Here is a 17,686-nt window from a genome sequence, read left to right as displayed (position 1 = left end):
GAGAACCACGTGACGACCGGAGCCACCGTCTGGCTCACGGGTCTGCCGAGCGCCGGCAAGACCACCATCGCCCACGAACTGGCCGGCCGGCTGCGGGCCGAGGGCCACCGGGTCGAGGTCCTCGACGGCGACGAGATCCGCGAGTTCATCTCGGCGGGCCTCGGCTTCGGCCGCGAGGACCGGCACACCAACGTGCAGCGCATCGGCTTCGTCGCCGAACTGCTCGCCCGCAACGGCGTCAAGGCGCTCGTCCCGGTGATCGCGCCCTACGCCGACAGCCGCGAGGCGGTCCGCAAGCGCCACCAGGAGGGCGGGGCGCCCTATCTGGAGGTGCACGTGGCCACGCCGGTCGACGTGTGCTCCGTCCGCGATGTGAAGGGTCTGTACGCCAAGCAGGCCGCGGGTGAGCTGACCGGGCTCACCGGGGTCGACGACCCGTACGAGGAGCCCGAGTCGCCGGATCTGCGGATCGAGTCGCAGCACCAGACCGTGCAGGAGTCCGCGGCGTCCGTGTACGCACTGCTCACCGAAAGGGGACTGGCATGACGACGACCGTCGCGACGCCGCAGGAGGGTACGGACAGCCCGTACGCCCTGTCGCACCTGGACTCCCTGGAGTCCGAGGCCGTCCACATCTTCCGTGAGGTGGCCGGGGAGTTCGAGCGGCCGGTGATCCTCTTCTCCGGCGGCAAGGACTCCATCGTCATGCTGCATCTGGCGCTGAAGGCGTTCGCGCCCGCGCCGGTGCCCTTCTCGCTGCTGCACGTGGACACGGGCCACAACTTCCCCGAGGTCATCGAGTACCGGGACCGCACGGTCGACCGGCACCGGCTGCGGCTGCACGTCGCCTCGGTACAGGAATACATCGACCGGGGTGCGCTCAAGGAGCGCCCGGACGGCACCCGCAACCCGCTGCAGACGCTGCCGCTGACGGAGAGGATCCAGGCGGAGAAGTTCGACGCGGTCTTCGGCGGCGGGCGCCGCGACGAGGAGAAGGCCCGCGCCAAGGAGCGGGTGTTCAGCCTCCGCGACGAGTTCTCGCAGTGGGACCCGCGCCGCCAGCGCCCCGAGCTGTGGAACCTGTACAACGGCCGGCACGCGCCCGGCGAGCACGTCCGCGTCTTCCCGCTGTCCAACTGGACCGAGCTGGACGTCTGGCAGTACATCGCCCGCGAGGGCATCGAGCTGCCGCAGATCTACTTCGCACACGAGCGCGAGGTGTTCCTGCGCGCCGGCATGTGGCTGACGGCCGGCGAGTGGGGCGGCCCCAAGGACGACGAGACCGTCGAGAAGCGCCTCGTGCGCTACCGCACCGTCGGCGACATGTCCTGCACCGGGGCCGTGGAGTCCGACGCGGTGACCCTGGAGCAGGTCATCACCGAGATCGCCGCGTCCCGGCTCACCGAACGCGGCGCCACCCGCGCCGACGACAAGCTCTCCGAGGCCGCGATGGAAGACCGCAAGCGCGAGGGGTACTTCTAAGCATGAGCACCACGACGACCGAGGAACTCTCGGCCACCACCCTGCTGCGGTTCGCCACCGCGGGCTCCGTCGACGACGGCAAGTCCACCCTGGTCGGGCGGCTGCTGCACGACTCCAAGTCGGTGCTCGCCGACCAGCTGGAGGCCGTCGAGCACGCCTCGCGCAACCGCGGTCAGGACGCCCCCGACCTCGCGCTGCTCACCGACGGCCTGCGCGCCGAGCGCGAGCAGGGCATCACCATCGACGTGGCGTACCGTTACTTCGCCACGCCGCGCCGCCGGTTCATCCTCGCCGACACCCCGGGCCATGTGCAGTACACCCGCAACATGGTGACCGGCGCCTCCACCGCCGAGCTGACCGTGGTCCTCGTCGACGCCCGCAACGGCGTGGTCGAGCAGACCCGGCGGCACGCGGCCATCGCCGCCCTGCTGCGGGTCCCGCACGTGGTGCTCGCCGTGAACAAGATGGACCTGGTGGACTACCAGGAGTCCGTGTTCGCCGCGATCGCCGAGGAGTTCACGGCGTACGCGCTGGAGCTGGGCGTCCCGGAGATCACCGCCATCCCCATCTCGGCGCTGGCCGGCGACAACGTGGTGGACCCGTCCGCGCACATGGACTGGTACGGCGGGCCGACGTTCCTGGAGCACCTGGAGACGGTCCCGGTCAGCCACGACCTGAGCCACTGCCACGCCCGGCTGCCCGTGCAGTACGTGATCCGGCCGCAGAGCGCCGAGCACCCCGACTACCGGGGCTACGCCGGCCAGATCGCCGCCGGTTCGTTCCGCGTCGGCGAGCCGGTGACCGTGCTGCCCTCCGGCCGTACGTCGCGGATCTCGGGGATCGACCTGCTCGGCGAGCCCGTCGACGTCGCGTGGACCACCCAGTCGGTGACCGTCCTGCTGGAGGACGACATCGACGTCTCGCGCGGCGACCTGATCGTGCCGACCGCGGACGCGCCCCCGACCTCGCAGGACATCGAGGCCACGGTCTGCCACGTCGCCGACGCCCCGCTGACGGTCGGCCACCGGGTGCTGCTCAAGCACGGCACCCGGACGGTCAAGGCGATCGTCAAGGACATCCCGTCCCGGCTCACGCTCGCCGACCTGTCCCTGCACCCGCACCCCGGGCAGCTCGTCGCCAACGACATCGGCCGCGTCAAGGTGCGCACCGCCGAGCCGCTGCCGGTCGACTCCTACGCCGACTCCCGCCGCACGGGCTCGTTCATCCTGATCGACCCGAGCGACGGCACCACGCTCACCGCGGGCATGGTCGGCGAGTCCTTCGCCTCCCCGGAGCCGGTCAAGGAGGAGCCCGAGGACGACGGGTGGGATTTCTGACGTGACACGTTCCGTGTCCGCCCGCCGCGCCCCGCGCCGGACGCTCGCCGTCCTGGCCGCGCTGCCGCTGCTCGCCCTCGCGGCGTGCGGCTACGGCTCGCAGGCCAAGGACTCCGGCGAGCACGCCGTCGCCGGGGCGGCCAAGGTGGACGGCCTGGACGCGGTGCGCATCGGCTACTTCGGGAACCTGACCCACGCCACGGCCCTGGTCGGCCGGCACGAGGGCCTGTTCCAGAAGGAGCTGGGCGGCACGCGGGCGGAGTACGCCACGTTCAGCGCCGGTCCGTCGGAGATCGAGGCGCTGAACTCCGGTTCCGTCGACATCGGCTGGATCGGCCCCTCCCCCGCCGTCAACGGCTATGTCAAGGCGCGGGGCGGGAATCTGCGGATCGTCTCCGGTTCGGCGTCGGGCGGGGTGAAGCTCGTCGTGGACCCGAAGAAGATCAAGTCCCTGAAGGACGTCAAGGGGAAGCGGATCGCGACCCCGCAGCTCGGCAACACCCAGGACGTCGCGTTCCTCAACTGGGCTGCGGAGCAGGGCTGGAAGGTCGACGCCGAGAGCGGCAAGGGTGACGTGTCCGTCGTCCGCACCGACAACAAGATCACCCCGGACGCCTACAGGTCCGGTTCGGTCGACGGCGCCTGGGTGCCGGAGCCGACCGCTTCGAAGCTGGTCGCCGAGGGCGGCAAGGTGCTGCTCGACGAGTCCGGCCTGTGGCCCGGCAAGAAGTTCGTGATCACGAACGTCGTGGTGTCGCAGCGCTTTTTGAAGGAGCACCCGAAGGCCGTCGAGGCCGTCCTGCGCGCCTCCGTGAAGGCGAACCGCTGGATCACCGCCCACGAGGGGCGGGCGAAGGCCGCGGCCAACGCCCAGCTGGAGGCCGACACGGGCAAGCCGCTGCCCGCCGCCGTCCTGGACCCGGCGTGGCGGTCCCTCGCGGTCACCGACGACCCGCTGGCGGCCACCCTGCGCACCCAGGCCGGTCACGCGGTCCAGGCGGGCCTGCTCCACCGGCCCGACCTGACCGGCATCTACGACCTGGGACCGCTGAACAAGGTCCTGAAGGCCGAGGGCGCACCCGCGGTCGACGACGCCGGTCTCGGCGCCGAGTAAGCCCATCCATCGAGTTCCCAGGAGGTGACGACCATGGCCACCGCCCTCGCCGCGGCCGCCGGCACGGACGCGTCCGTCGAGCACGCCGCCCGGATCGAGCACGTCTCGAAGTCCTTCGCCGGCCCGGCCGGGCAGCAGCTCGTCCTCGACGACATCACCCTCGACGTCGCCCCCGGCGAGTTCGTCACGCTTCTCGGGGCCTCCGGCTGCGGCAAGTCCACCCTGCTCAACCTGGTCGCCGGCCTCGACCGGCCCAGCGCGGGCACCCTCACCACCGACGGCCGCCCCGCCCTGATGTTCCAGGAACACGCCCTGTTCCCCTGGCTCACCGCGGGCAAGAACATCGAACTCGCCCTCAAACTCCGCGGCGTGGCCAAGGCCCAGCGGCGCGAACGCGCCGAGGAACTGCTGGAGCTGGTCCGCCTGAAGGGCGCGTACGGCAAGCGCGTGCACGAGCTGTCCGGCGGCATGCGCCAGCGCGTCGCCCTGGCACGGGCCCTCGCCCAGGACAGCCGCCTGCTCCTGATGGACGAGCCGTTCGCCGCGCTGGACGCCATCACCCGGGACGTCCTGCACGACGAACTCACCCGCATCTGGCGGGAGACCGGCGTGTCCGTGCTGTTCGTGACGCACAACGTCCGTGAGGCCGTACGGCTCGCCCAGCGCGTCGTACTGCTGTCCTCCCGCCCCGGCCGCGTCGCCCGGGAGTGGACGGTCGACATCCCGCAGCCCCGCCGCATCGAGGACACCGCGGTCGCCGAACTGTCCCGGGAGATCACCGAAGAACTGCGTGGGGAGATCCGCCGCCATGGCCAGCACTGAGACGACCGCCGCCAAGGACGGCACCGATCTCGCCGGACTCGAGGCGGGCCTGGACGCCCTGGAGACGGTGGACAGCGGCCGTACGCCGTTCCGCAGGACCCTGACGCAGAAGGTCCTGCCACCGGTCGTCGCCGTCCTGCTGGTGCTGGCGCTCTGGCAGTTCCTGGTGTCCTCCGGGATCGCCGCCGACCCCACCAAGCTGCCGCCGCCGTCCGCCGTGTGGGACGAGCTGCGCGCGTCGTGGCTGGAGGGCACCCTCCACCAGTACATCTGGACATCGGTCTCGCGCGGTCTGCTCGGCTTCCTGCTGGCGCTCGCGATCGGCACCCCGCTCGGACTGCTGGTGGCGCGGGTGCGGTTCGTGCGCGCGGCGATCGGCCCGATCCTGTCCGGACTGCAGTCGCTGCCGTCCGTGGCCTGGGTCCCGCCGGCCGTGATCTGGCTGGGCCTGAACGACCGGATGATGTTCGCGGTCATCCTGCTGGGCGCGGTTCCGTCGATCGCCAACGGGCTGGTCTCGGGCGTCGACCAGGTGCCACCGCTGTTCCTGCGGGCCGGCCGCACCCTGGGCGCGACGGGTCTGAAGGGCACCTGGCACGTCGTGATGCCGGCCGCGCTGCCCGGCTATCTGGCGGGTCTGAAGCAGGGCTGGGCGTTCTCCTGGCGGTCGCTGATGGCCGCGGAGATCATCGCCTCCTCCCCCGACCTGGGCGTGGGCCTCGGCCAGCTCCTGGAGAACGGCCGCAACACCAGCTCCATGTCCATGGTCTTCTTCGCCATCCTGCTCATCCTGGTCGTCGGCATCGCCATCGACCTGCTGATCTTCAGTCCGCTGGAGCGCCGGGTGCTGCGCGGCCGCGGTCTGCTGGCAAGGAGCTGAACTCCCGTGACCACCCAGCCGGTCCTCCTCGTCATCGCCCACGGCAGCCGTGACCCGCGGCATGCCGCGACCGTGCACGCCCTCGTCCGGCGGGTGCGCGCGCTGCGCCCGGACCTGCGCGTGGAGACCGGCTTCCTGGACTTCAACGTGCCGTCCGTGCGGGGTGTGCTGGAGTCGCTGGCCGCCGAGGGCGTCCGGGACGTCGTGGCCCTGCCGCTGCTGCTGACGCGCGCCTTCCACGCGAAGGCCGACATCCCGGCGGTGCTGCGGGAGGCGCCGGCGAGGCTGCGGATCCGGCAGGCGGAGGTGCTCGGCCCGTCGCCGCTGCTCCTCGCGGCCCTGGAGCGGCGGCTGTACGAGGCGGGTCTCACGCCCGCCGACAAGTCCTCGACCGGGGTCGTGCTGGCCTCGGCGGGGTCCACCGACCCGGAGGCGATCGCAGTGATCGCAGACATCGCGCGGGAGTGGCGGCACACCGGTTGGTGCGCCGTGCGGCCTGCGTTCGCCTCCGCCGTGTTTCCCGGAGGGGTCCCGCGCACCGAGGACGCCGTCCGTGAGCTGCGGGCCCTCGGCTGTGCGCGGGTGGCCGTGGCGCCGTACGTGCTGGCGCCGGGCCGGCTGCCGGACCGGATCGCGCGGGGCGCGGCCGGCGCGGACGTCCTGGCGGACGTGCTGGGGGCGGCGCCCGAGGTGGCGCGGCTGCTGCTGCACCGGTACGACGCGGCCCGCAGGCCGGTGCTGACGGCGCTGGGCGCCTGAGGCCGGGTCAGAGGTCCGTGCGGGCCACCGCCTCGTCCGCGCGCCGCACCAGTTCCGCCACCGGCATCGAACCCGGCTCCCTGCGCTCGCGCGCGAAGGTGCCGGCGAGGTGCTGGAGGAGTTCGTTCAGCGGCGTCGGCACGCCGTGCAGACGGCCCAGGAGGACGATCTCGCCGTTGAGGTAGTCGGACTCGATCGTGCCGGTGCCCCGGGCGAGGGACTGCCAGGAGGAGCCGCCGACGCGCGGGACGCCGTCGAGGGGGACGAGGGTGACCTTGTCGCCGCGGGCGGCCCGCTGTTCCTCGGGGGTGGTGTACGCGATCCCGGCGGCCCGCAGGACGGCCGTGCCCTCCTCCTGCACGCGCCGCAGCAGGGCCCGCGCCTCCTCCCCGGCGACGGGACCGGTCAGCGCCTCGACCGCGTTGACGAGGTTGGCCAGCAGCTTGGCGTACTGCCAGCGCGCCACGTCGGGCACGACCGGCGCCTCGAAGTGGGACTTCTCCAGGTCGGCGGCGATGAGGCGGGCGGTCTCGTCGGTGCCGTGCGGATGGCGGCCGAGGTGCAGGATGCCGGTGAGGGGGGTGCCGGCCGCGGAGACCACGCCGGGTTCGACGTAGGTGCAGGGCAGCCAGACGCAGACGCCGTACACGCGCCGGAACAGGCGCAGGGCCAGGCGCTGGCTCTCGACGCCGTTCTGCGCGCAGACCAGGGGCAGCCGCTCGGCGGCCGTACCGCCGCCGGCGACCGGTATCGGGCCCCAGGCGCGCAGCGCCGCCTCGGTGTCCTGGGTCTTCACGGCGAGGACGAGGACGTCGTCGGGGAGGAGTTCGCCGAGGGCGTCCGGGCCGTCGACGACGGGTACGGGCAGGGTCAGTTCCCCCTCGGGGACCCTGAGCCGCAGACCGTGGTCGCGCAGGGCGTCGTGGTGGGCGCCGCGCGCCACGAGGACGACCTCGTGTCCCGCCTCCGCGAGCCGCCCGCCGACGACGCCTCCGACGGCTCCGGCCCCGATGATGACGTAGCGCACTCTCATGCCCCTTCCTCGCCGTACGGCGTCCCTTGGTGGAAGTACATCTGCCAGCCGGTGTCCGTCCGCCGCCACAGCGAGCTGCGGTGGGCGCGGACCCCGTCGCGCTCGGTGTCGAAGACGAGGTGGACGACGTCGGGGGCGAGCCGGACGCCGTGGATGGGCGAGCTCACGACGTACCGGTGCGGGTCGGCGTCCAGGGGCACGCGGGCCATCGTCGACGCCCGGTCCCAGCGCCGGCCGGAGGAGCCGACCTCGTGGAACTCGGGGTGCAGCAGCGCCCCGAGGATCTCCGGGGAGCGGCGGACCTCGGGGTCCAGCAGTCGCAACTCGCCCTCGATGGCCGCCTGGACGGCGGGGTCGCGCTCAGGCACCGGTCATCTCCACGAGTTTCACCACGGTGTTCCAGTTCCGGCTGGTGGCGACCAGCCCCTTGGTGAGCCGGGGGCGCGCCAGGGCTTCGGCGAGCTTGGAGCGGCCGAGGCCGTCCGGGACGTACAGGTACAGCGCGCGGTCGCCGAGCCGGAACTCCTCCGGCAGGTACGCGGCCGGGTCGATCTCCGCGAAGCGCGCGGCGCCCACGGGCGCGGAGAAGTAGGTGACGTGGAGCTGTCTGCCCTCCAGCGTGTCCGCGGGGAACGGGCAGGCGTCGGCGACGGCCTTCAGGTAGGCGTGGTCGCGGACGATCACGTCCACCGGGAAGCCGAAGCGCTTCTCGATCGCCTGGGTGACGTCCGCGGCGAGGGAGTCCTCGTCGCCGTGGGCGGCGCTGAACACGGCCTGCCCGCTCTGGAGATGGGTGCGGACGCCGCCGAGTCCGAGGCCGGTCAGCAGGGTGCGCAGCTCGGCCATGGGGACCTTGCGGCTGCCGCCCACGTTGATTCCGCGCAGCAGCGCCGCGTACGTCGTCGTCATCCGGCCACCTTATGGCGGTGCGGGCGTGTGGGCGGCCGTCGTGCCCCGTGGGGGTGGGCACGAAGGCCGCAACCGTAAGTTACTTACGGGTCAGCACGAAGCACAAGCTCGGGCGTCCCGGTCGTCCCCACTCGTCCCGGAACCTCATCCCTGATCGGTGTCCCCGACCGCCCGGGATAGATGTAAGGGGCCGCCGTCCTCCCCTGAGCGGAGAACGCGGCGTACGCGGGGATGAGTTCCGCCCGCCGCACCTCACCGGGCAGCACGACGAGACTGTTCCGCCCGGCTCATACCGTCGAGAGACGAAAGGTGACGGCAGGGGGCCGTCGCCGCGACCACAAGGGGCAGGCCCTCATGGGGAACACGAAGACGCGAGTGCGGGGGCTCGCCGCTCGCGCCGGCGGCTGGAGCGCCCGCCATCGATGGACCGCCGTCGGGATCTGGGTGCTGTTCGTCGTCCTGGCGATGGGCCTCGGTTCCGCGGCGGGCCGGGTCGACGTGACGGACAGCGACCAGCTCAAGGGGGAGACGCACACCGCCGCCCGGATCATCGAGGACGCCGGCATCGAGGAGCCGGCCGGTGAGACCATCCTGATCCAGGCGAAGGACGGCTCGCTGAAGGCCACCGACCCGGCGTTCCGCGGCGCGGTCGACGCGGTCGTGAAGGCGGTGGAACGCACCGGCGAGGTCCGGGACGTGACATCCCCGTACGACACGAAGACCATCTCCGAGGACGGTCGCAGCGCCCTGGTGCAGTTCGACATGCGCGGGGACTCCGACACCGCCGGCGAGCGCGTCGAGCCCGTGCTGAAAGCCGTCGAGGAGGTCCAGAAGGACCACGGCTCGCTGCGGATCGAGGAGATCGGCGGCGCCAGCATGATGAAGACGTTCGACGACGCGTTCGGGGACGACTTCCAGAAGGCCGAGTACTCCGCGGTTCCGGTGGCCCTCGGCATTCTGCTCATCGCCTTCGGCGCGCTCGTGGCGGCCCTGCTGCCCGTGCTGCTGGCCATCACCGCGATCATGGCGACGATGGGCCTGATGGGCCTCGTCAGCCACGTCATGCCGATGTCCGACACCGCCAACTCCGTGATGCTGCTGGTCGGTCTGGCCGTCGGCGTCGACTACTGCCTGTTCTACCTGCGCCGGGAGCGCGAGGAGCGGGAAGCCGGCCGGGACCCGCAGACGGCCCTGCGGGTCGCCGCCGCCACCAGCGGCCGCGCGATCATCGTCTCGGGTGTCACGGTGTGCGTGGCGATGGCGGGCATGCTGTTCACCGGGCTCGCCGAGTTCGAGGCGATGGGCCTGGCCTCGCTCATGGTCGTGGCGGTCGCCATGGTCGGCTCGGTGACCGTGCTGCCGGCACTGCTGTCGCTGCTGGGCGAGCGCGTCGAGAAGGGCAAGATCCCGTTCCTGCACCCGCAGAGCCGGCTGCGCCGCGACCGGGGCCGGGTGAACCGGGAGAGCCGCTTCTGGTCGGCCGTGCTCAAGGCGGTGCTGGCCCGTCCGGTCGTCTCGGTCGTCGTGGCCGCCGGCGCGCTGCTCGCCGTCGCCGCGCCCGCGGTCGGCATGAAGACCCAGAACCTCACGCTGGACCAGGAGTTCGGCGACTCGCTGCCCATCGTGCAGACGTACAACCGGGTCAACGAGGCCTTCCCCGGCGGTTCCGAGCCGGCCGAGGTCGTCGTCAAGGCGGACGACATCAACGCTCCCGAGGTGAAGTCCGCGCTCGCCGCCTTCCGTGAGCGGGCGGTCAGCTCGGGCGCCTCGCGCGGCCCGGTCGACATCCGGCTGCACGACGCGCGGAACGTCGCCTTCGTGTACGTCCCGCTGGTCGGCGGCTCCGACCTGGACAAGGCGGGCGCGAGCCTGGACAAGCTGCGCGACGAGGTCCGCCCGGCCACGCTCGGCAAGGTCGACGGTCTCGAGGCGCCGATCACGGGTCAGGTCGCGGGGTCGAAGGACTTCAACGACCAGCTGGCCGGAGCGGTCGTCCCGGTCTTCGCGTTCGTCGTGGTCTTCGCCTTCGGCCTGATGCTGCTGTCCTTCCGGTCCCTGACGATCGCCGCCACGTCGATCGTGCTCAACCTGCTGTCGGTGGGCGCGGCGTACGGCATCCTCGTCGCCGTCTTCCAGCACGGCTGGGGCGCCTCGCTGGTGGGCGCGGAGGGCGTGGGCGCCATCATCACCTGGCTGCCGCTGTTCCTCTTCGTGATCCTGTTCGGCCTGTCGATGGACTACCACGTGTTCGTGGTCTCGCGGATCCGTGAGGCGCGGCTGCGCGGCCGGACGACGAAGGACGCGATCGAGCACGGCGTGGTCACCACGGCCGGCGTCGTCACCAGCGCCGCGGTCATCATGGTCGCCGTCTTCGCGATCTTCGGCACCCTGTCGATGCAGTCCATGAAGCAGATGGGCGTGGGCCTCGCGGCGGCGGTCCTGATCGACGCCACGATCATCCGGGGCGTGCTGCTCCCGGCGGTGATGGCGCTGCTGGGCGAGCGCAACTGGTACTTGCCGAAGTGGCTGCACCGGCTGCCGGACCTGACCCACGACGAGGCGCCGGAGGCCGTGACGCGGGACGCGTCGCACGACGACCGGGGCGAGCGGGTGCCCGTCTGACCCCGCCCGCCGGACACCGGGGCCCGCCGACTCCCCCAGGAGCCGGCGGGCCCCGCCGCGTCAGGCCCCGGCGCGGGCGGCGTCCAGTTCGGCCTCGATCAGGTCGGCGGCCCGCCGGGTGCCGCCCTCCTGGGCCATCTCGGCCTGGATGTCCTTCAGGCGCCGGGCGACCTCGGGGTCGCCGGTGAGCGCGAGGGCGGTCTCGCGGAGCACCTCTGCGGTGGCCTCCCCGGTCGGGAGGTGCCGGGCGACGCCGAGCGCCTGGAGCATGTCGGCGTTGCCGAACTGGTCCACGGCCTGCGGTACGGCGATCATCGGGGTGGCCGTGGCCAGGCCTTCCTGGCTGCCGCCCGCGCCGGCGTGGGTGACGAACAGGTCGGCCTGCCGCAGGATCGTCAGCTGCGGGACCCAGTCGCGCACCTCGACGTTCGCGGGGATCTCCCCGAGTTCGGCGGGGTCGACGTGCCGGCCGACCTGGAGCACCAGGTGCCAGCCCGGCAGTCCGGCGAAGGCCCGCACGCACTCCCGGTAGAACGCGGGCTGCTTGGTGAAGGCCGAGCCGAGGGAGACGAGCGCGACCTTGTCCGCGCCGGCGGGCCGCCGCCAGTCGCCCTCGGCGCCGCGGTCGCCCTGGCAGGAGCCGACGAAGGAGTGCACCCGCTCGTCGACCCGGTCGGCGTGCGGCTGCAGGGCACGCGGGATGAGGACGATCGAGCGGTCGGGCCGGCCGACGAACGGATCGGGGTGCAGCTCGACGCCGTTCTCCTTCAGCCAGTTCTCGAAGCGCCGGTAGTACGCCTGTCCGCGCTCGGTCCTCTTCGGTTCGGCCCACAGGGGTTCGGCGACCTCCTCCTCGTAGCCCTCCCAGGCGACCAGGTTCGGGGACAGCGAGACGGCGGGCACGCCCCAGCGGTGGGCGAGGACGCGGGCCGGGTACGAGGTGATGTCGTGCAGGACGAGTTCGGGCTCGTCGCCCTCGTACGCCTCGGTCAGCTGCGGGAGGGCCTGGATCGCGTCGGCCAGGAACGGCTCGACGTTGTCCAGCAGGGTGCTCCCCCACGCCTCCGGGTCGGCGTCGGGGCCGGGCAGGGTGGAGTTCCACCGCTTCGGTTCGGCGCCGGTCGCGGCGACCTTCTCGGCGAAGACCGGCGGGACGGCGTAGGTGACACGGTGCCCGCGCGCCACGAGTTCGCGGATCACCTCGAGGCTGGGGTTCACATGGCCGTGGGCGGCGATGGAGAACATGGCGATGTGCGCGGGACTGGTCATGGACCCGACCCTAGGCGAGACGATACGTCTCGTGCAACCTCCTTTCATGGCGCCGGCACCTCGTGCAGCCGCAGCCATGCCACGGCGGCACCTCCCCCACGAGGACGTCCCGGTCGAACCCCGCCGCGCGGAAGGCCGCGTCCACGCGCCGCCTCGGCCGGCCCAGGAGAAGCGGAGCTCGACCGGCTCCCGCCGGCCCGCGTACGCGCCGGGAGCGGGGAGCGGGGTCCGGCGCCGCTGGACGCGGACGCTCCCGGCGTCCGCCCGGGGTACGGGCCGGAAGCCGCGGCGCCCGGCCCGTCCGTCCGGCCGGCCCCCGCTCGTGCCGCGGCCAGGTCGGCGCGGTCAGCCGGGTCGTGCGGCGGGCCCCACCGGATGTCGTCAGCGCTGGTAGCGGGCGAGGACCAGGTTCCCGTCGCGTTCGAGGCGGGTCCGCAACTCCGCGAGGCCGATGGCGCCGCTGTAGTACTCCTGGAAGGCCGGGGTGGCGACCTTGTCCTTGAACTCCGGGTAGCCCCGCACGGACTGGGCGGGCGCCGGGCGCAGTCGGCCGGCGAGGGCGGTGCCGGTGGCCCAGTCGTGCTCGGCGGTGCGCAGAGCGGGGTCCTTCAGGGCCTCGGTGCCGGTCGGCAGCATCCAGTCGCCGAGCGCAAGCCGCACCATGTTCTCCGGCCGCAGCAGGAAGTCGATGAACGCGGCGGCCTCCCGTCGGTGCGGGCTGTCCTCGGCGATGGACAGCGTCTGCGGGCTGACGCCCTGGGTGAGGCCGTCGGCTCCGGCCGGGGCGGGCAGCACCCGCCAGTCGAAGCCCTCCGGCGCCTGCTGCACGATCTGCTGCCGGTAGGAGAAGCCCAGCGGCACCATCGCGTACCGGCCGCCGAAGAAGCCCGGCAGGGTGTCGGAGCCGCCGCTGCCCAGGGTGGTCGGGGCGGCGCTGCGGTCGGTGGCGATCTGGTCGTGGACGGTGCGGGGCATCACCGCGTCGCCCGCCTCGAAGCGCACGGTCACCTTGCCGTCCGGGCCGCGGTGGAAGAGCTGCCCGCCGGCCGACAGCGACAGGTTGAGGCTGACGGAGACGGGTTCCTTCAGCGGCCAGGCGACCCCGTACCGGCCGTCGCCGCTCAGCCGGTCGGTGATCTCGCGGAACTCCCGCCAGGTCCAGGGGTGTTCGGGGGTGGGGATGCGCACGCCCGCCTCGTCGAGCCAGGTGGCGTTGGCGATGAGCACCCGCGGTTCCTGGAGGAAGGGCACGCCGTAGACGCCGTCCCCGAAGGTCGTCGTCTCCCAGCTGTGCCGCGGGATGTCCTTGGTGAGCCGTTCGGGCAGGAGGCCGGTCAGATCGGCGAGGTAGCCGCCGTAGGCGAAGTCGGCGAGATCGTCGGAGGCGTCGTGGATGATGTCCGGCGCCTCACCGCCCTCGAAGGAGGTCAGGAGCTGGTCGTGGACGCTGTCCCAACTGCCCTGGACATACTCGACCTCGACGTCGGGGTGGGTGGCGTTCCACTCGGCCACCAGCTCCTTGTTGACCCGGACGGACTCCTCCTGCCAGGCCAGGGACTGGAAGCGCAGGGTGACCGGTCCGTCCGGGTCGCCGTCCCCGCCGCATCCGGCGGCCAGCAGGACCAGGACGAGCACCCACAGCAGTCGCGCGCGCATCAGCTCTTCACCGCCCCGGTGAGCATGCCGCCCGTGATCCGCCGCTGGATGAGCGCGAACACCACCAGGGACGGCAGCGTCGCGAGGAACGCGGCGGCGGCCAGCGGCCCGAGGTCCGCGACGCCCTCCGCGCCGATGAAGTGGGTGAGGACGACCGGGAGGGTCTGCTTCTCCGGCGTCTTCAGCAGCACCAGCGCGAAGAAGAACTCGTTCCACGCGGTGACGAACGCGAACAGGGCCGTCGCCACCAGGCCGGGCGCGAGCAGCGGCGCGGTCACCGAGACCAGGGTCCGCAGCCGCCCGGCCCCGTCGACCGCCGCCGCCTCCTCCAGCTCGCGCGGCACCGCGCGGACGTATCCCACGAGCATCCACAGCGCGAACGGCAGCGCCCACACCACGTACACCATGACCAGCCCCGCCATCGAGTCGATCAGCCGCAGGTTCTTCAGCACCAGGAACAGCGGGATGATCACCAGGACCAGCGGGAACGCCTGGCTGACGACCACCCAGCCGGTCGCGGCCCGCGCGAGGCGCGTCCTGCGGCGCGCCATGACGTACGCCATCGGGGTCGCGAGGAGCACGGCGACCACGGCGGTGCCGAGCGCGGCGGCCAGGGAGTTCAGGGCCGCGTCCAGCAGGGGCTGTTCGTCGAACGCCTGCCGGAAGTTCGCGAGCGTCGGGTCCCTCGGGATCCAGGTGGGGTGCAGACTGCCCAGCTCCCGCGGGGGTTTGAAGGCGGTGGAGACCAGCCACAGGAAGGGGAACGCCAGGAAGACGAGATAGGCGAGCAGGGCGGCGTACTGGCCGGCGCGGCCGGTCCGGCTGGTCCTCATGCCGTGTCACCGCCCCGGAGCCGACCGGCGAGGAAGACCGCGAGCAGGACCGAGACCGCCGCGACCATCACGCATCCCATCGCCGCCGCGTAGCCGAACTGCCCGTAGCGGAACGCCTCTTCGTAGGCGAACAGCATCGGCAGCCGGGTGCGGCCGCCCGGCCCTCCGCTGGTGAGGACGTAGACCAGGGCGAAGGAGTTGAAGTTCCAGATCAGGTTGAGCGCGGTGACGGACAGGGCCACCGGTCTCAGCGCGGGCCAGGTGACCGTGCGGAAGCGGCGCCAGGCGCCGGCGCCGTCCACGGCGGCCGCCTCGTGCAGTTCGCGCGGGGTGTTCTGCAGGCCGGCGAGCAGGGCGACCGTGGTGGTGGGCATCCCGGCCCAGACGCCGACCACGACCACCGCGGGCAGGGCCGTGCCGAGTCCGCTCAGCCAGTCCCGGCCGTCGCCGAGGCCCAGGTCGCGCAGGGTCTCGTTGAGGATGCCGGCGTCGGGGGCGTAGACCAGCCGCCACATGACGCCGACGACGACCTCGGGCATGGCCCACGGGACGATCGCGAGGGCGCGGGCCAGCCAGCGCAGCCGCAGGTCCTGGTTCAGCAGCAGGGCGAGGCCCAGGGCCAGCAGGAACTGCGGCACGGTGACGGCGACCGCCCAGACCAGGCCGATGCGGAACGACTCCCAGAACAGCGTGTCGTGCAGCAGGTCCCGGAAGTTGAGCGCGCCGATCCACCGGGTGGCCTCGGTGCGTCCGGACTGGGCGTCGGTGAAGGACAGCAGGATGCCGTACAGGAGCGGGCCGACGCTGAGGATCAGGATGGGGATGAGCGCGGGCAGCACCAGGAACCACGCGCCGCGGTCCGTGACCCGCCGGTCCCCGCCGACGCGGGGCGCGCGGGCGGCCGGCCTCTCGGCCTCGGTCACCGAGGTCACGGCATCAGCCCCTTCGCACGGCTCGGACGGCCCCGTCATGGTCGTGAAGGCGCGGTACCCCGTCAAGACCGCCCGCACGCGGCCGACCTGTGGAAATGCGAGACTGGGCGCGAATGGCGGGTATGCGCCTGCCGTTCACGAAGGCGTACGACCCCACGGAGGCGGGCGATGGACGAGGCACGGGCGCGCGAGGTACTGGCGGTGGCGGGGGTCCTGCCCGTCCCGGCCGGGGACGCGCGGCTGCTGTCCCTCGGGGAGAACGCGGTGTTCGCCGCGGACGACCTGGTCGTCAAGGTGGGCCGGGACGCCGAGCTGCTGGAGCGGGCGCGGCGCGAACTGCGGATCGCGGTGTGGCTGGCGGAGGCCGGGGTCCCCGCCGTCCGGGCCGCCGCCTCCGAGGCGCTGCTGGTGGAGGGGCACCCCGTGACGGTGTGGCACCGGCTGGCCGACGCGGTACGGCCCGCCGAGCCCCGGGACCTGGCCGCGCTGCTGCGGGTCGTGCACGCCCTGCCCGCACCGCCGTTCGCCCTGCCGCCGCGTGAGCTGCTGGGCGGTGTGGAGCGCTGGCTGCGGCTGGCGGGCGACGCGATCGACCCGGCGGACGCCGCGTATCTGCGCGAGCGGCGGGACGGCTTCGCCGACGCCGCGGCGCGTCTGACGCCCCGTCTGACGCCGGGGCCGATCCACGGGGACGCGCTGCCGCGCAATGTGCACGTGGGCCCGGACGGGCCGGTCCTGGTCGACCTGGAGACCTTCTCCGCCGATCTGCGCGAGCACGACCTGGTGGTCATGGCGCTCTCCCGCGACCGGTACGGGCTGCCCGCGGCGGCCTACGCGGCGTTCGTGGAGACGTACGGCTGGGACGTGCGCGAGTGGGACGGGTGCGCGGTGCTGCGTGGGGCGCGGGAGACGGCGAGCTGCGCGTGGGTGGCGCAGCACGCGCCGGGCAACCCGAAGGCGCTGGAGGAGTTCCGGCGGCGGGTGGCGTCCCTGCGGGACGGCGACGAGACGGTGCGCTGGTACCCGTTCTGAGGGTTCGCCGGACCCGCCGGCGTCAGGGCGGGGGCGCCCCGCTCATCTCTTCCGCGTGGCACAGCACAGCACAGCGAGCCGGTGCCGGGCCCGTCCTGCGGGCTCGCGTTCCGTCATGGGGGTCTTTTAGGGACGGGAGACCCCCTGTCGATAACGTCTGTCAGTTCCAGACCTAGGCCCGGTCCGCCGGGATCTGGACTTCGCCGGAGGCCGAGCGGCCGACCACGGCCGGTCCCGCCACCGGGGTCTCCGGCTCCCGCACCGGCCAGGTGCCGTCGACGACCGCCGTCGGGTCGCCCTTGCCGCGCAGGAAGGTCTGGAAGTCGGCCGCCCACTCGGCGTACCACTCGATCTGGCGGCGGTGCAGCTCCGCCGGGCCGAGGGAGGCGATCTTGGGGTGGCGGGCGGCTATCGCGCCGGCCAGGCGGGCGGCGGCGAGCGCGTCGGCGAAGGCGTCGTGGGCGGAGGCGAGCTGCACGCCGTACTCCCGGCAGACCGCTTCGAGGGTGCGCTTGCCGCGTCGGTAGCGGTCGACCCGGCGGTCGATGGTGTAGGGGTCGACGACCGGCGCCGGGTCGAGGCCGCCGAGGCGCTCGCGCAGGGACGGCAGGCCGTGCCGGCGCAGCTCGGCGGAGAGCAGGCTCAGGTCGAACGCCGCGTTGTAGGCGACGACCGGGACGCCCGCCTTCCAGTACGACACCAGTACGCCGGCGATGGCGTCGGCGACCTGGTCGGCGGGGCGGCCCTCGGCGGCCGCGCGCTCGTTGCTGATGCCGTGGACGGCGACCGCCTCCGCCGGGATCGGGACGCCCGGGTCGGCCAGCCACTGCCGGTGCCCCAGGAGCTCGCCGTCCCTGACCTCGATGACGGCGGCCGTGACGATGCGCGCCTCGCGCGGATCGGTCCCGGTCGTCTCCAGGTCGAAGCCGATCAGCAGCTCACGGTGCCAGCCCATGGCGGTCCCCCTTCTTGTGGTGCGTCCCCCAGTGGTCTCCACCTTCCCATGG

The 17,686-nt window shown here is 72.9% G+C and carries 16 protein-coding genes and 1 pseudogene; 9 read left to right on the top strand and 8 right to left on the bottom strand.

The genetic code is table 11. The features are described from left to right. The first annotated feature begins 9 nt into the window (after positions 1 to 9). The 7 genes from cysC to ACFRAC_RS06045 are packed head-to-tail and all read left to right on the top strand — an operon-like array spanning position 10 to position 6,393. Entirely contained in the window at positions 10 to 546 is a 537-nt protein-coding gene (cysC, locus tag ACFRAC_RS06075; protein ID WP_382922108.1) for an adenylyl-sulfate kinase, read from the top strand. Beyond that, on the top strand, positions 543 to 1,481 hold the full coding sequence (cysD, locus tag ACFRAC_RS06070; RefSeq protein WP_382921418.1) for a sulfate adenylyltransferase subunit CysD: 939 nt from the start codon (positions 543 to 545) through the stop codon (positions 1,479 to 1,481). The genes cysC and cysD overlap by 4 nt, the downstream gene beginning before the upstream one ends. Before the next feature lie 2 nt (positions 1,482 to 1,483). Further along, positions 1,484 to 2,818, top strand: a complete 1,335-nt coding sequence (locus ACFRAC_RS06065; protein WP_382921415.1) for a sulfate adenylyltransferase subunit 1 — start codon at positions 1,484 to 1,486, stop codon at positions 2,816 to 2,818. 1 nt (position 2,819) lies between these two features. Beyond that, on the top strand, positions 2,820 to 3,932 hold the full coding sequence (locus ACFRAC_RS06060; protein WP_382921412.1) for an aliphatic sulfonate ABC transporter substrate-binding protein: 1,113 nt from the start codon (positions 2,820 to 2,822) through the stop codon (positions 3,930 to 3,932). Positions 3,933 to 3,965: 33 nt separating this feature from the next. Next, on the top strand, positions 3,966 to 4,754 hold the full coding sequence (locus ACFRAC_RS06055; RefSeq protein WP_382921410.1) for an ABC transporter ATP-binding protein: 789 nt from the start codon (positions 3,966 to 3,968) through the stop codon (positions 4,752 to 4,754). Then, positions 4,741 to 5,634 (top strand): ABC transporter permease, encoded by an 894-nt coding sequence (locus tag ACFRAC_RS06050; protein WP_382921407.1) that lies wholly within the window; start codon positions 4,741 to 4,743, stop codon positions 5,632 to 5,634. The genes ACFRAC_RS06055 and ACFRAC_RS06050 overlap by 14 nt, the downstream gene beginning before the upstream one ends. 6 nt (positions 5,635 to 5,640) lie before the next feature. Continuing rightward, complete coding sequence (locus tag ACFRAC_RS06045) at positions 5,641 to 6,393, top strand: sirohydrochlorin chelatase (protein WP_382921404.1); 753 nt, start codon at positions 5,641 to 5,643, stop codon at positions 6,391 to 6,393. 7 nt (positions 6,394 to 6,400) lie between these two features. Here the strand turns inward: ACFRAC_RS06045 and ACFRAC_RS06040 are convergent, their stop codons facing one another. From ACFRAC_RS06040 to ACFRAC_RS06030, 3 genes are read right to left on the bottom strand one after another with little or no spacing between them, the layout of a single operon-like run. Beyond that, on the bottom strand, positions 6,401 to 7,420 hold the full coding sequence (locus ACFRAC_RS06040; protein WP_382922106.1) for a ketopantoate reductase family protein: 1,020 nt from the start codon (positions 7,418 to 7,420) through the stop codon (positions 6,401 to 6,403). A 2-nt stretch (positions 7,421 to 7,422) separates the two neighbouring features. Beyond that, complete coding sequence (locus ACFRAC_RS06035) at positions 7,423 to 7,794, bottom strand: DUF4440 domain-containing protein (RefSeq protein WP_382921401.1); 372 nt, start codon at positions 7,792 to 7,794, stop codon at positions 7,423 to 7,425. Continuing rightward, positions 7,787 to 8,335: a DUF1697 domain-containing protein gene (locus ACFRAC_RS06030; RefSeq protein WP_382921398.1), complete on the bottom strand. Its 549-nt coding sequence runs from the start codon at positions 8,333 to 8,335 to the stop codon at positions 7,787 to 7,789. Before ACFRAC_RS06030 ends, ACFRAC_RS06035 begins: the two co-directional genes overlap by 8 nt. A gap of 354 nt (positions 8,336 to 8,689) precedes the next feature. Here ACFRAC_RS06030 and ACFRAC_RS06025 point away from each other — a divergent pair, with 354 nt between their 5' ends. Next, positions 8,690 to 10,957 carry an MMPL family transporter gene (locus tag ACFRAC_RS06025; RefSeq protein ID WP_382921396.1) on the top strand — a complete coding sequence of 756 codons (2,268 nt, stop codon included), beginning with the start codon at positions 8,690 to 8,692 and terminating at the stop codon, positions 10,955 to 10,957. Positions 10,958 to 11,017: 60 nt separating this feature from the next. Here ACFRAC_RS06025 and mgt read toward each other — a convergent pair. From mgt to ACFRAC_RS06005, 4 genes and pseudogenes are all read right to left on the bottom strand, one after another. Then, positions 11,018 to 12,317, bottom strand: a pseudogene (mgt, locus tag ACFRAC_RS06020) (macrolide-inactivating glycosyltransferase). 290 nt (positions 12,318 to 12,607) lie between these two features. Continuing rightward, positions 12,608 to 13,882: an ABC transporter substrate-binding protein gene (locus ACFRAC_RS06015; protein WP_382921392.1), complete on the bottom strand. Its 1,275-nt coding sequence runs from the start codon at positions 13,880 to 13,882 to the stop codon at positions 12,608 to 12,610. Then, a complete protein-coding gene (locus tag ACFRAC_RS06010; RefSeq protein WP_382921389.1) occupies positions 13,882 to 14,715 on the bottom strand; it encodes a carbohydrate ABC transporter permease in 834 nt (277 codons plus the stop codon). The genes ACFRAC_RS06015 and ACFRAC_RS06010 overlap by 1 nt, the downstream gene beginning before the upstream one ends. Next, positions 14,712 to 15,647, bottom strand: a complete 936-nt coding sequence (locus ACFRAC_RS06005) for a carbohydrate ABC transporter permease (RefSeq protein ID WP_382921386.1) — start codon at positions 15,645 to 15,647, stop codon at positions 14,712 to 14,714. The genes ACFRAC_RS06010 and ACFRAC_RS06005 overlap by 4 nt, the downstream gene beginning before the upstream one ends. A gap of 168 nt (positions 15,648 to 15,815) precedes the next feature. Between ACFRAC_RS06005 and ACFRAC_RS06000 the strand changes: the two genes are divergently transcribed. Further along, positions 15,816 to 16,679 carry a phosphotransferase enzyme family protein gene (locus ACFRAC_RS06000; RefSeq protein WP_382921384.1) on the top strand — a complete coding sequence of 288 codons (864 nt, stop codon included), beginning with the start codon at positions 15,816 to 15,818 and terminating at the stop codon, positions 16,677 to 16,679. 172 nt (positions 16,680 to 16,851) lie between these two features. Here the strand turns inward: ACFRAC_RS06000 and ACFRAC_RS05995 are convergent, their stop codons facing one another. Next, on the bottom strand, positions 16,852 to 17,634 hold the full coding sequence (locus tag ACFRAC_RS05995; RefSeq protein ID WP_382921381.1) for a 3'-5' exonuclease: 783 nt from the start codon (positions 17,632 to 17,634) through the stop codon (positions 16,852 to 16,854). Between the last annotated feature and the right edge of the window lie 52 nt (positions 17,635 to 17,686).

Source organism: Streptomyces sp. NPDC056628 (genome assembly GCF_042792555.1).
Lineage (GTDB): Bacteria > Actinomycetota > Actinomycetes > Streptomycetales > Streptomycetaceae > Streptomyces.
This window is presented reverse-complemented; position numbering and strand designations above follow the sequence as displayed.